The organism is Pseudotamlana agarivorans, from assembly GCF_018860245.1.
Lineage (GTDB): Bacteria > Bacteroidota > Bacteroidia > Flavobacteriales > Flavobacteriaceae > Pseudotamlana > Pseudotamlana agarivorans_A.
Window position 1 is genome coordinate 66,904 of the sequence record NZ_JAHKPD010000014.1, and the last position, 13,181, is coordinate 80,084.

Annotated in this window: 13 protein-coding genes and 1 pseudogene; 6 read left to right on the forward strand and 8 right to left on the reverse strand. The window is 32.9% G+C overall.

The window, feature by feature from the left end; all coding sequences use genetic code 11:
* The 6 genes from KO493_RS10275 to trxA all read left to right on the forward strand — a co-directional run bounded on the left by KO493_RS10275 (position 1) and on the right by trxA (position 4,944).
* Positions 1–660 (forward strand): NAD(P)H-binding protein, encoded by a 660-nt coding sequence (locus KO493_RS10275; protein ID WP_216067876.1) that lies wholly within the window; start codon positions 1–3, stop codon positions 658–660.
* A gap of 22 nt (positions 661–682) precedes the next feature.
* Positions 683–1,315, forward strand: a complete 633-nt coding sequence (locus KO493_RS10280; protein WP_216067877.1) for an NAD(P)H-dependent oxidoreductase — start codon at positions 683–685, stop codon at positions 1,313–1,315.
* A 5-nt stretch (positions 1,316–1,320) separates the two neighbouring features.
* A complete protein-coding gene (locus tag KO493_RS10285) occupies positions 1,321–2,322 on the forward strand; it encodes an NADP-dependent oxidoreductase (RefSeq protein ID WP_216067878.1) in 1,002 nt (333 codons plus the stop codon).
* Positions 2,323–2,336: 14 nt separating this feature from the next.
* The gene (locus KO493_RS10290; RefSeq protein ID WP_216067879.1) at positions 2,337–3,497 is read left to right on the forward strand and encodes an iron-containing alcohol dehydrogenase; all 1,161 of its coding nucleotides are present in this window, start codon (positions 2,337–2,339) and stop codon (positions 3,495–3,497) included.
* A 215-nt stretch (positions 3,498–3,712) separates the two neighbouring features.
* The gene (locus tag KO493_RS10295) at positions 3,713–4,618 is read left to right on the forward strand and encodes an alpha/beta hydrolase (RefSeq protein WP_216067880.1); all 906 of its coding nucleotides are present in this window, start codon (positions 3,713–3,715) and stop codon (positions 4,616–4,618) included.
* Positions 4,619–4,647: 29 nt separating this feature from the next.
* A complete protein-coding gene (gene trxA / locus KO493_RS10300) occupies positions 4,648–4,944 on the forward strand; it encodes a thioredoxin (RefSeq protein WP_216067881.1) in 297 nt (98 codons plus the stop codon).
* Between the two features lie 102 nt (positions 4,945–5,046).
* On the opposite strand, the gene KO493_RS10305 is transcribed toward trxA, so the two are convergent.
* The 8 genes and pseudogenes from KO493_RS10305 to KO493_RS10340 form a co-directional block, all read right to left on the reverse strand.
* Positions 5,047–6,354, reverse strand: coding sequence for a hypothetical protein (locus KO493_RS10305; RefSeq protein ID WP_216067882.1), 1,308 nt, complete (start codon positions 6,352–6,354; stop codon positions 5,047–5,049).
* Positions 6,355–6,405: 51 nt separating this feature from the next.
* Positions 6,406–7,284 carry a hypothetical protein gene (locus KO493_RS10310; protein ID WP_216067883.1) on the reverse strand — a complete coding sequence of 293 codons (879 nt, stop codon included), beginning with the start codon at positions 7,282–7,284 and terminating at the stop codon, positions 6,406–6,408.
* A 550-nt stretch (positions 7,285–7,834) separates the two neighbouring features.
* Positions 7,835–8,593 carry a phosphoribosyltransferase family protein gene (locus KO493_RS10315; RefSeq protein WP_216067884.1) on the reverse strand — a complete coding sequence of 253 codons (759 nt, stop codon included), beginning with the start codon at positions 8,591–8,593 and terminating at the stop codon, positions 7,835–7,837.
* Entirely contained in the window at positions 8,568–8,957 is a 390-nt protein-coding gene (locus KO493_RS10320; protein WP_216067885.1) for a hypothetical protein, read from the reverse strand. The genes KO493_RS10315 and KO493_RS10320 overlap by 26 nt, the downstream gene beginning before the upstream one ends.
* A pseudogene (locus tag KO493_RS10325) lies at positions 8,944–10,399 on the reverse strand (nicotinate phosphoribosyltransferase). Before KO493_RS10325 ends, KO493_RS10320 begins: the two are co-directional and overlap by 14 nt.
* Before the next feature lie 101 nt (positions 10,400–10,500).
* Entirely contained in the window at positions 10,501–11,175 is a 675-nt protein-coding gene (locus tag KO493_RS10330) for an NUDIX hydrolase (protein WP_216067886.1), read from the reverse strand.
* A gap of 168 nt (positions 11,176–11,343) precedes the next feature.
* The gene (locus KO493_RS10335) at positions 11,344–11,784 is read right to left on the reverse strand and encodes a KTSC domain-containing protein (protein WP_216067887.1); all 441 of its coding nucleotides are present in this window, start codon (positions 11,782–11,784) and stop codon (positions 11,344–11,346) included.
* A gap of 81 nt (positions 11,785–11,865) precedes the next feature.
* Positions 11,866–13,179, reverse strand: coding sequence for a DEAD/DEAH box helicase (locus KO493_RS10340; protein ID WP_216067888.1), 1,314 nt, complete (start codon positions 13,177–13,179; stop codon positions 11,866–11,868).
* Between the last annotated feature and the right edge of the window lie 2 nt (positions 13,180–13,181).

The following is a 13,181-nucleotide window of genomic DNA, read 5'->3' on the forward strand; positions in this document are numbered from 1 at the left end:
ATGAATAAAACAGCCATTATATTAGGAGCAACCGGTTTAACAGGCGGTATTTTACTTCAAAAGTTAATAAAAGACGATAGATACAGCCAAATCAAACTGTTCTCTCGATCTAAAATTGAAAATCTTCCTAATAAAGTCACTCAATTTATAGGTGACCTGTTAAAGTTAGAACAATTTAAAACAGATTTCACTGCAGACGAAGTGTACTGCTGTATTGGCACTACATCTAGTAAAACACCCGATAAAATACTTTATAAACAAGTAGATTACGGGATTCCGCTAACCGCAGCAAAACTTTCAAAAGATAATAACATTTCAACATTTTTGGTTGTTTCCGCAATGGGAGCCAATGTTAAAAGTTCTGTGTTCTACAACAAGACTAAAGGTGAAATGGAACGTGATGTGTTTCAGCAAAACATTAAAAACACCTTTGTTTTAAGACCTTCATTAATTGGGGGCAAACGTGAAGAACAACGAACGCTAGAAAAGATTGGATTGGCTGTATTTAAAGTCATTCAACCCTTGTTCGTCGGACCATTAAAAACCTATAAAATCATTGAACCTGAAACGATTTCTCAAGGGATGATAAACCTCGCTAATTCAAGTTCTCAAACAGAATCGATTATCACATCACACAACATAAAAACGCTTTCAAAATAGAATTAAATAAATAGATACAATTATGGAATTATTAGATAAATTAAATTGGAGATATGCGGCAAAAGCCATGAATGGTGAAACTGTAGCTGAAGATAAAATAGAACGTATACTGGAAGCTGCACGTCTTGCGCCAACATCAAGTGGTTTACAGCCTTTTGAAATCATTGTAATTGAAAATCAAGATATAAAAGAAAAAATTAAACCTGTGGCTTGGAACCAATCTGTGATTACCGATTGTTCTCATCTACTCGTTTTTGCGGCTTGGGATACCTATACCGAGGACCGGATCAATTACATGTTTGATTTAACAAATGAAATTCGTGGTTTCAAAAACGAAGGATGGGAAAACTACCGTCAGATGTTATTAGGTTCATACCCGCAGAAACCTGCCGAAGAAAACTTCCATCATGCTGCAAAACAAGCTTACATTGCCTTTTCACAAGCATTGATTGCTGCTGCCTTTGAAGGTGTTGATGCTACACCATTAGAAGGATTTGACCCCACGGCTGTTGACGACATTTTAGGTTTAAAACCTAAAGGATTACGAAGCGCCGTTATGCTGCCTTTAGGCTACAGAAAGGAAGAAAGCGATTGGTTGGTTAACTTGGCTAAAGTGAGAAAACCAATGGAGCATTTAGTAACCGTTATAAAATAAAAGCGATGAAGACAAAAAGTATTTTACTTAAAAACAGACCCAAAGGAAAACCTTCAGTTTCAGATTTTGAATTTATAACTGAAGATGAAAACCTAGAACCTAATTCAGGAGAAGTTCTTTTAGAAACGAGATATGTATCGGTTGACCCCTATCTTAGAGGAAGAATGAGCGATGCAAAATCGTATGTTCCTCCTTTAGAACTCAATAAACCTGTTCAATCTGGCGTAGTAGCAAAAGTGATTGCTTCTAAAAATGATAATTTTAATGAGGGTGATCATGTTTCTGGAATGTTGCATTGGAAAACGAAACAACTTTCTTCTGGTGAAGCTCTTTTAAAGGTTGATGGATCTAAAATACCATTGAGTGCTTATTTAGGTGTTTTAGGTATGACTGGTTTAACTGCTTATTGTGGTTTAACAGAAATAGGAAAACCTGTAAAAGGCGAAACTTTAGTCGTTTCTGGGGCAGCTGGGGCTGTTGGTAGTGTTGTGGGACAGATTGGAAAAATTCTCGGACTTCAAGTAATAGGTATCGCAGGAACTGATGAAAAAGTTGAGATGCTTAAAAGTAAATTCGGATTTGATGCGGGTATAAACTACACCACCACAAAGGATATGAATGCTGAAATTTCAAAATTAGCGCCTAACGGTGTTGATATTTATTTTGATAATGTAGGCGGACCAATTTCTGATGCTGTATTGTTTAATATTAACCGATTTGCTAGGATCATTATTTGTGGTGCTATTTCTGTTTATAACAATACCAAAATTCCTAAAAGCCTTAGCGTACAACCCTTTTTAGTAAAAAATAGCGCTTTAATGCAAGGCTTTATTGTATCTAATTATGCTGAAATTTTCCCTAATGCCATAAAAGAATTATCCACTTGGCTAACTGAAGGTAAACTGACTTACACCGAAACAATTGTAAGTGGTTTCGATAATATCCCAGATGCTTTCATCGGTTTATTTGAAGGTAAAAACAAAGGGAAAATGATTGTTGAAATTTAAACAAAACGAAAATTATGAACACTTTTGAATTTAAAAATCCTACCAAAATTATTTTTGGTAAGAACACTATAGAAAAATTAAAAAATGAAATTCCAAAAGACGCTAAAATACTCCTACTTTATGGTGGCGGAAGCATAAAAAAGAATGGCATATACGATCAAGTTAAACAGGCACTCACTGAGTTTAACGTTCTAGAATTTGGTGGTATTCCAGCAAATCCAGAATATGCTATTTTAATGAAGGCTTTAAAAGTAATTAAATCTGAAAATATCACCTATTTATTAGCTGTTGGTGGTGGTTCTGTTATTGATGGGACTAAATTCTTATCGTCTGCTGCCTTATTTGAAGGCGACACCCCTTGGGATATTTTGAGCAAAAAAATTAGAACTGAAAAAAGCATGCCTTTCGGGACGGTTTTAACCCTACCAGCTACAGGTTCTGAAATGAACTCTGGTGCCGTAATAACAAATACTGCAACTAAAGAAAAACTAGGTATGGGTGGTCCTGGTCTATTTCCAGAGTTTTCAATTCTAGATCCTCAAGTAATACAGTCTATTCCACAACGCCAATTGGCCAATGGGCTTACTGATGCTTTTACTCATGTTTTAGAACAATATATGACCTACCCTACTGGTGCCTTGCTTCAAGATCGTTTTGCTGAAAGTATCATGCAAACACTTATTGAAGTGGCTCCACAAGTGATTGCAGACCCTACAAATTATGAAGCGGCTTCAAATTTTATGTGGAGTTGCACCATGGCTTTAAACGGTTTAATTCAAAAAGGTGTTCCTACAGATTGGGCAGTACATGCCATGGGGCATGAACTTACTGCTTTATTTGGAATCGACCACGCTAGAACCTTAGCTGTAATTGCACCTAGTCATTATAAATTTAATTTTGAAGCTAAAAAAGAGAAATTAGCGCAATATGCGGAACGTATTTGGAACATCACTGAAGGTTCTATCGAAGATAAAGCACATACAGCCATTGAAAAAACAGTAGCCTTTTTCCATGAATTAGGAATCGATACGAAATTATCAGATTACACTGAAGATTATATAGGTACCGCTGAAGAAATCTCAAAACGATTCAACGATCGTGGTTGGGTTGCCTTAGGAGAACGCCAAAATTTATCACCAGATAAAGTTGAAGAAATAGTAAAAATGGCGTACTAATTACATGTAATTCATACGTCTCCCTGAACTCGATTCAGGGTTTCATCAAATTAATATACTGCTAATTTCATGCAATAATACTGATATAGGTTGTCTCTCATAGGCAACCTTTTTAGATTAAATTGGAGTTAGATTTCACAATATAATCCTAACTGTATATTAGTTATAAAAAATTCACTTTAAATTAGCCTTTCGAATTAGTGATTACGCTAACCATGATATCTTTTAGATTAAGCATTTTATTTTTCCTTGTGTTTTCAGCAGTAAGTGCTCAAACACGCTATATCGATCCTGTTTTCGACGAAGTTAATGTGCGTACTTATAAATACGCCATTAAAGCTAATGACACACTTAAACTTGACCTTTATCAACCAATTGGAGATAGTCTTATAAAAAAGCCTTTAATGGTTTTAGTACATGGTGGAGGTTTTTACACCGGAAAAAGAAACGAATCATATATGATATCTATGGCTAAAAACATAGCCAGAAAAGGCTATAATGTAGCTAGTATAGATTATCGATTAACTACAGGCCGTCATAGTGTAAGTTGCGGGGTATCTCAAAATAAAATCTTTCAGGTTTATAAAAGAGGTGCTCAGGATGTTATGGATGCCTTGTTATTTTTAATCGATTATAAAACAGAATTTAATATTGATGATTCCAAAATTGTTTTAACAGGAAGCAGCGCCGGTGCAGAAAACATTTTAAATATTGCATATAATAGGCCATTAATGAGTAAATCGCCCCGTCACCATGCTATTAAAATTGCGGCGGTATTATCTATTTCAGGAGCTATTTTCGACATTAATGCCATTAAAAAGGGCAATGGTGTTCCTGGTGTTTTCTATCATGGTGAAAAAGACCCAGTTGTCCCCTACGGTAAAGGAGCGCACCATTCATGTACTGTCTTTCAAAAAGGTTTTTTTATTTTACAAGGTTCAGAAAAAATCACAGAAAAATTAACTAAATTAAACTCGAGTTTTTTATTGTACAGCTATAAAGATCGTGGTCATGATATTTTCAATCTTCCAAATAAAGATTTCCATCAAGCCTTTATTTTTTTAAATGATATTCTTTTCAAGAATCAATTTTATCAAGCCAAGATTAGAAAAAACTTATAAGAATTATTAGCATAAAAACTTAGAATACAATGAGTAAATTTTCAGAAATAATAAATCAAGATAAGCCCGTTTTAGTAGATTTTTTTGCAACCTGGTGCGGACCATGTAAAACATTGGGACCAATTTTAAAAGAAGTGAAAGATACCTTAGGCGATAACGTATCTATTGTTAAAATAGACGTGGATAAAAATCAAGAACTTGCTACAAAATATCAAGTACGTGGTGTGCCAACCATGTTGTTATTTAAGAACGGAAAACAAGTATGGAGACAGTCTGGTGTCCTTCAGAAAAATGAAATCCTTAATGTGATTTCTAATAATAGTTAAATTATATTAGGGACTGTAAACTATTTTGTGTTTTTTGATAAAAGTTGGTTGAAAATGATTTGGCAATTCATAAGCAAAAAATCCTAACTATTAATTTTCAGCTCATTCTAATACTTTATTCATGGCTATAGTTTTTGGGATACGCAATCTATAATCTGCTTTTTTATTAGCGTTTAACGTCATGAAGAGTTCTGAATGCTTCGTTTTAGTAAAATCATTGAAAAAAGAAGGGTTATTATACCAATTTTCTAAAACAACATTGTCTTCCTTTAGGTTTGAATAAATATTACCATTACACTTGTTAAAACGTATGTTTTTTAGCTGAATTTTAGACAGATTAGCCTCATTAATTTTGATGTTTTCGTTAAGAATTACGGCTTTACTAAAACCAGAAACAACACTACTTTCCAGACTAAAATTTGCCCCCTCACCAATGCATATAGATTCCTTTATTAAACCCACTTTAATATCATAATCTAAGTCTTCAGAATCTGTTAGAAGTGTCATGTTTTTTGCCACGACCACTGTTCCTTTATTAATATTATCAATTTCGGCAGTAATAGTATTAGACAAAACGTTCATACACCTTGATCCACTTGATGATATATATGGTGAACGAACAGCCAAAGCGTTGTCTATATAACAAACTGCTCCAAACCTAAAATCATAATCATTCCCTTTAGCTTTATTCGAAATCAATTGGTTCATATGAACCTCTCCTCCAATAACACTAAAGGAGTTACCCCCCGAATAACTAACCATTACATTATTAATTGTTGTTTTACCCCCAACACCAGCTAACAACAACCCATTAGTAGTATGAGAGCCACTAGACGCTCCTCCGGCATATTCTATCCTTACATATGAGATAAATCCAGAATTATTTTTTACATTTTCTCCACCAAAATTTGTGTATTCAATCATTGAAGAATCCATACTTGAATACAAAGAAGCTACGTAACTTTTACAAAATGTATTGGTATACCCATCTCCAAGTATTATAATGCCGCCCCAGTCTCCTGCCTTTTTTCTTGGATTATTAGATGTAAATACAATAGGATCTGTTGGAGTTCCTTCTGCTATTATAGCAGCACCTGGAGCTATGGTAAGTGTTGCCTTAGATTTAAAATCTCCCAAAATAACGGTTCCTGGTTCTATACTAAGAATGGCATTATTTGTAACAAAAACGTTTCCTAACAACAAATAAATGTGTTTTTTATATAGTATGGTATCTTCGCTTATGTGACCTGTTAATATTTGAAAATTTTCTCCATGATTAACTCGACTTGGAATAAATTCTGTCCACGTACTTAGCCAATTATTAGTGCTTGTTATACCTCTTTCAGGTTGAGCGTTAAGGCTCCCTGAAACTACAATTAGCAATGTTATTATGCATGTGAAATTTTTCATAATAAAATGTTTTTTCATTTAAACTCATGTTAATACACATCATAGTGTTTTTTAACTTTTTACAGAAAAGTTATCTAAAAAACTATGATCAACTAAATACATACTTTTAGTTCTCTTATTTTGTATTAACATTTTCTCTTTAAAGGGGAGCAACTTTTTTCGCGATATACCCAACTTATAGACATTTTTTTTAGATACTAATTGATTTTTAATAAATCCATTAGTTGGTGTCTTCAAAACAAAATAACTATTTACAACACTAAAATCGCCTGCTATATCTTCAGGAGGAATTATACTATTCTGCAAAATGTATCCTCTTGTGTTTTTAAGGTCATTTTCATTTTTTATTTTATTAGTATTGGATATTTGCTTTCTTAAACTAACAGTAGAAGGGTATATCGGTTCTTCTATAATTTTAATTTTATTATCCAACCTCATTAAAACCCTGTTTAAATGGGCTTTCAATTGATTCGTATTCAACTTTAGGAGTATAAATCCAGCCTTCATTTCCTTATTGATCTCATTATCTGAATACAAAAGTTCTTTGATGTTATGCTTCGAGGCAAGAATTTGCGCTTCCTTTAAAAGAATAACCTTATTACCAAACAATTCTGTTGAGCTAATAAATGCTGAAACTTTATTTTTGATAGTAGAAATATCATTAAATCTAATAAGCGCCTTGTTGTAATTCGCTTTAATAGAAATACTATCTGCTAAGACATGATCCAATTCACTAATCAATTTTGTGTATTCAGGATTTATTGATTTCTCTAATTTAGCATAAGAAACAGCATAGATACTTGAAGCAGATTGCCCCTTTAATGTTTGTTTTCTGGTGTTAAGTCTGTTGAATTTATAATCTTTTTCTTGTGAATGTAAATTACAGGCTAATAGAAATGCAAGAACTGACAATAAAAATGAAGTCTTCATAATTAATAAATTAAGTTCGCTAGATGAGGGGATAATCAAATGTAAAGACGAACCTATTATAATTTCAAAAAAAATCGTTTAAGTACTTATTTTACTGGTTTTAATAATCGACAACACAATACCTACCTCAGTCTCACCAGATTAAAACGGAATTATCTTACATAAAAAGCCATATATAATATATCAAATACATGAATAGGCGTATATATTTTAAGCCAAAAACAAGGCTAATTTTACGGTTATTACAATGGGATTATTAAGAAGTATCCAGATTTATTTAATAAATTCCTTTCTTTTAAAATTCCCTGCATTTTGTATTTTTTTTGGGGGCAGCATTCTTAGTTCATTTTAATATTGATTTTTAGGACTTTAAAAATCTCATTTTATAGAAAAAACAACAAAAAAAAGACCGTCTATATAGCAAACGTTACGCCCTTTTTAACTTGTTTGAGATTCTCATTAGATAGCTATCCAAGCGTAATGAGAACCTTATAATCAAGTAGACAAAAACTTTACTAAATAAACAGTCTTTTGATAATTTATTAAAACCTTACTCCAAGATGAATTGCGTTACAAAAGCATCTTCAATATTTTTGTAGCTATTTGTACAGTATATGCGATCAATAGTTTCTTTTAGTTCTTCAAAACCATAATTAAACTGAGCATGCGTAACATACAAATAAACCTTAGAAGCTCCTTGATGCTTCAAAGCTTCCGCTAAAAACTTAAAAGTTCGTCCGCCATCTGCTAAGTCATCAACAATTAAACATGGTTTCCCTTTAACATCTCCTTGAATACTAATCTCAGGCACTCCATTAACCCTAACTTTGTTAGAGGGTACTAAATCTGCATTTAATCGCTCGGCTATTTCGTGTGTATTTTTATAGGCACCTGCATCAGGACTCACTAAAATAGGATTGCCAATTTTATTAAAAGCCCTTTTTACAAAATCGAAATGCGATATTTGTTCAGAATTATTTATTAACGCTAATGAAATTGGACTATGTGGGTGTAAAATATAAACTTTATTAAACTTCATAGCGTTTATAAAATTACAAATTACCTTCAGATCAAATGATTCCTCTTTGTTAAATCGCCTATCTGAGCGCTGCCCAATCAGACAATGAATAGTTAATTTTGCTACTGCATTTTTATTCAAAGCATTTTCGGCGTCCCAAGCTTCTTTTATTGTGGCCATAGCAAATAAGTCCTCGTAACTATTGCCTCTAATTTTAATATGAATATGGTCATTTTCAATATTTTTTGCAGTTACCTGTCCATCTTTAAATTTCTTTATTTCGTATTTCATCAGTCAATTTTTTTAAATTATCATAAGCCTCTTTTAATCCAGCTCGATCATCTAATAATATATTATAATATGGCTTTCTTGTAGGCATCAAAGGGTTTTCATTTATTAAATCAAATGGGATATCCCTCGTTTGTAAATCCTCCTTTATATGATCTAGTTTCTCTCCTTCATTTCCTGTGAAAAGTATTAGCGTAAAGCCTAAAGACCTACAAACTCTTAACAGTTCAATGATTTTATCGTAATTAATATTCTGATTATGATAATCGAAAACGGTGTTATCATAATCATATGCTACAAAAAGACTATTATGCTCTAAATAATCTTTTCGTAATCTCTGGTAGTAATCAAATTTAAATACATCCATTGATACGTGTTCTTATTTCGTCTAAACTAATTTTATTGATAAATTTCCCATCTTCATAAATAACTTTTAAAGCACCTTCATGCTCTTCCTCGGGTGTAACTTCATCTATTAAAACATATTCATTATTTACGAGATCCATTTTAATTAGTCCCTTTGCAGACTTTTTCATACCATCGTCTGTAATAGGGTCTTTAAAAATTTCTCGACGCTGTCCTTTTACTACAACAGAAGTAGCCTTCATAGCGAAACCAAAAGTATCTCTAGTATTAAATTGGTAAGTAAAAGAACCTATTCCCAAAACCACATTGGTTGAAGCAAAACCTTTTTCACTTAAACGCATACAAATATTCTCTGCGCGTTCTGTAGTGATACTATCACCATAAATAGCACCTATATGTGTATCTAAAACTTTAAAACCTTGAGCGTTAATAGTACCGCCAAAAATATCCCAAAGTAATTCAACAACACCTTTATCTTTAGGTGTTTCTCCCCCAAGTGCTCTATTTTCTCCGCAAATAATATCTACAGGATCTCCACTATCAGGACGTATTACCAATTTCCCATCCCTTGACAACACTTCTTCTTTTAGTTCTGGCAAGTATACGGTAAGTACTTTCCATAAATCCCAAGTATCACTTACTACAGATAATATACCTTTGGGATAGGTGTTCATTAAAGTTCTAAAAGTACCCAATTCATCATCCTTTGTGCCTGCACACATTACTGAGTGTTCAGTTGCGTTCACAGAACCTACCACAAAGCCTTGGGCATCATAATATTTTCTAAAACTACTAATTACAGGTAAGGAATCAGAACCAAAGAAAACAGCCCCATGTCCCATTCCTGAAGCTACTGAACTTTGTAACCCCCCCCATACCTCGCATTGAAAAATCATGGCCTTGAAAATCAATAAATGCCAAATTCTCCGCATCTGTTAATAAAGCCCAGTTTTTGAAAATCCTTTTATAACGTAGCGCTATAGAAGCCGAAGTCATGGGTTGCCATAGCATAGTAGATAAAATAGTTTCCAAAAAATTAGTAATCCAATAAAACTCCTTATCAGTATTTACAATAGTAACCATCGGTATTCTAATTGGAACTTCTACCCCTTCTGGTAAAGATTTCACTTTAATTGGTAAATATTGTAGATCGTGTAATTTTTCATAATGAGATACATCATAATCAGTACCTAAGTACATAGATAATTCTTCCTTAATTTCATTACAAACCTCAGCTTTAGGTTTAGAAAAGAAATTATCTTTAAAGAACTCATGTAACCACATGAATACATATTGTTGTCCGAAAGACACCACTTTTTCACAGCCTTTAGGAGCGTATTTATTACTTCTTGGGGTCCAGTTTGAATATACTTCTTCTGTTCCTTCTGGATATTGTTGGTGATGTCCTGTTTTGTAACCGTCAGTTAATAGTAAACCGTTCATAATTTATATATTTGTGTAATTATAACGCAAATATATAACATCATTTTTGTTGTACAAAATATTATTTGTGTTTTTTTTACACAAAGTAAAATTAATGACTCTTATATATCGAATACGATACCATCTTTCTTCAATTGAAAATAGCGTTTTTCATTGAACTTAAACAGGTTAGCTGGTCGTCCTGAACCTTTTGATACTTTTTCAGAAAGTTCATCTAATACATTTAATTTTAATATTTTTTTTCTAAAATTACGTCTATCGATAGCACGTCCCAAAAGTGTAGTATATAATTTTTCTAAATCTGAAAAAGGAAATTTTTCATCTAGCAACTCAAACCCTAAAGGTTCATAAGTAATTTTGCTCTGTAATCGAGAAATTGCTAAATCAAGGATTTCCTTATGGTCAAAAGAAAGTTCTGGAAGTTCATTTATTTTAAACCAATGCACCTCCTCTGCGTCTGTTGAAGCATAAATTTTAAACGCATTAGGATGAACTAGTCCAAAATAGGCCACAGAAATAATTCTTCCTCGAGGATCTCTTTTTGGGTTTCCAAAAGTATAAAGTTGCTCTAAGTAATTGATTTGAACACCTGTTTCCTCCCTTAATTCTCTTTCTACTGCTTCCTCTAAAGATTCATCATTCAAAACAAAACCACCAGGAATCGCCCATTTTCCTTTAAAAGGATTATATTTTCTCTTAATGAGCAACACCGAAATCGTTCCTGATTCATAACCAAACACTACTGCATCTACCGATAGTTTTATAGATTGTTCCATATTATGCGTAATTTTTACGCTAAAATATAAAATATTACTTAAACACTATTACAGATTGATATTGATTAGTTTAATGATGAAAACTTTAAAATAAAAAAAGCACGATATTAATAACATCGCGCTTTTTTGTTTTTGAGGTTTTAAATAGCCTTTATAAGCTTAAAATTTTTATAGCTCACGCTTTGACATGCGGTATTTATAGTTCGGATAAATTGCACGTTTGGCAAACCGATTTAATTTACCGCTATTTATCATTTTAATGTATACTTGTTTAGTTACTCCAAAATACTCGTAAGTAGAACCATCCATAAAAGTAATTTCTAATAATTGTCCTTTATGTTGGTAATCGGCAATTCCAGAATTTGTAATAGTTTCTGTATAAGCTGGTAAATTGGCTTCTAAAGTTTCTGGCGCCATACTCACCAAGAAATGATAACCATCAATAATCCTACGGCTATTAATTTCGGCTTCTTCCTTTAAAGCGTCTCCATCTTGAAATTTGTCAGGATGCCATTCTTTAACCAAATTGCGGTAACTCTTTTTTAAGGTCCCTAATTCGATCTCGTTTTCAACCCCAAAGAGTTTTTTATATTCGTTAATACGCTTCATTTTGAATTTTATTTTTGAAGCGGCAAAAGTACATGTAAAAAACTGATGCACCATCTTAAATTTCAACTAAATATTAGATGTTTACAAAATGGTAATACGCACCTTTTTTTTCTTTAATCGTGAATTGTTTAGTTTTTCAACCAGCTCATTTGCAATCGCTAACGGTACTGCAACAAAGGCGCAGTCTTGTTTTAGCTCAATAATACCTAACTGATCTTTGTTAATGTTCCCATTTTTAAAAAATAAGCCTGCAATATCACCTTTTGAAATTTTATCTTTTCTACCTCCAGAAATGAATAAAGTTTCCCAAAATTGAGGAATAAATTCAGCTTTTTTAGAAATATTAATACCTTTTACATCTTTAATAAACTCAGGTAATAATTGATCCTGCCATTTTAAGATATAGGCTGTGCCTTTTGCATTTACTCGGGCGGTTCTTCCATTTCTATGAATGAATTCCTCTTCATGTCGAGGCAATTCATAATGAATAATATAATTAAGTTCTGGAATATCGATACCTCTAGCAGCCAAATCGGTAGCTAATAGTACTTGCGAACTTCCATTTCTAAACTTTATTAAAGCACGCTCTCTGTCTTTTTGCTCCATGCCCCCAGAAAAAGTAGCATGACTTATTTTATTGCGTTTTAAAAAACGACTAACCTCACCGATACTATCTCTTAAATTGCAGAATATAATCCCTTGCTTATTCCCTATGTGATGCATTAATTGCAATAAGGTTTTTAATTTATTTTTATCCGGAGAAACTACTGTTTTAATAGCTAATTGTGAGGTCCTTTTTTGTTTCAGAAAATCAACAACTTCGGGTTTATCTAATCTTACGAAACCTGGAATTTTCACACCTTGAGTGGCTGAAGTTAAAATACGCTTATTGATACTAGGTAACTGACCAATAATCGCTTTCATTTCTTCTTCAAAACCATCCTCTAAAGACTTGTCGAATTCATCTAAAACAAGTGTTTTTATACTAGTTTTTGAAAAGCGATCACTATCAAAATGATCTAATATTCGTCCTGGTGTACCTACTAAAATAGCGGGATTGTGCTTAATTTCAATTTTATCTTTAGACATAGGTCTGCCGCCATAAACCGCATTCACCTTATAGCCAGAACCCATAGAACGCACGACTTGCTCAATTTGAATGGCTAATTCTCGAGAAGGCACAATAATTAAAGCTTGAATGTCTTCCGATTCAGGGTTTAGAACCTTCAATAATGGCAATAAAAAAGCCAATGTTTTTCCTGTTCCTGTTGGAGACAATAGCACAGTGTTCGTTGAAACTTCCATAACCGCAAGCGCTTCTTCTTGCATAGGGTTTAAAGCTTCAATATTCAGTTTAGCTAAAATATCTTGCTGATTTTTAATCTCGTTTGCCATGG

Coding starts and splice junctions, on each gene's coding strand:
- KO493_RS10275 (WP_216067876.1), top strand. CDS start 1: ATGAATAAAACAGCCATTATATTAGGAGCAACCGGTTTAACAGGCGGT.
- KO493_RS10280 (WP_216067877.1), top strand. CDS start 683: ATGGAATTATTAGATAAATTAAATTGGAGATATGCGGCAAAAGCCATG.
- KO493_RS10285 (WP_216067878.1), top strand. CDS start 1,321: ATGAAGACAAAAAGTATTTTACTTAAAAACAGACCCAAAGGAAAACCT.
- KO493_RS10290 (WP_216067879.1), top strand. CDS start 2,337: ATGAACACTTTTGAATTTAAAAATCCTACCAAAATTATTTTTGGTAAG.
- KO493_RS10295 (WP_216067880.1), top strand. CDS start 3,713: ATGATATCTTTTAGATTAAGCATTTTATTTTTCCTTGTGTTTTCAGCA.
- trxA (WP_216067881.1), top strand. CDS start 4,648: ATGAGTAAATTTTCAGAAATAATAAATCAAGATAAGCCCGTTTTAGTA.
- KO493_RS10305 (WP_216067882.1), bottom strand. CDS start 6,354: ATGAAAAATTTCACATGCATAATAACATTGCTAATTGTAGTTTCAGGG.
- KO493_RS10310 (WP_216067883.1), bottom strand. CDS start 7,284: ATGAAGACTTCATTTTTATTGTCAGTTCTTGCATTTCTATTAGCCTGT.
- KO493_RS10315 (WP_216067884.1), bottom strand. CDS start 8,593: ATGAAATACGAAATAAAGAAATTTAAAGATGGACAGGTAACTGCAAAA.
- KO493_RS10320 (WP_216067885.1), bottom strand. CDS start 8,957: ATGGATGTATTTAAATTTGATTACTACCAGAGATTACGAAAAGATTAT.
- KO493_RS10330 (WP_216067886.1), bottom strand. CDS start 11,175: ATGGAACAATCTATAAAACTATCGGTAGATGCAGTAGTGTTTGGTTAT.
- KO493_RS10335 (WP_216067887.1), bottom strand. CDS start 11,784: ATGAAGCGTATTAACGAATATAAAAAACTCTTTGGGGTTGAAAACGAG.
- KO493_RS10340 (WP_216067888.1), bottom strand. CDS start 13,179: ATGGCAAACGAGATTAAAAATCAGCAAGATATTTTAGCTAAACTGAAT.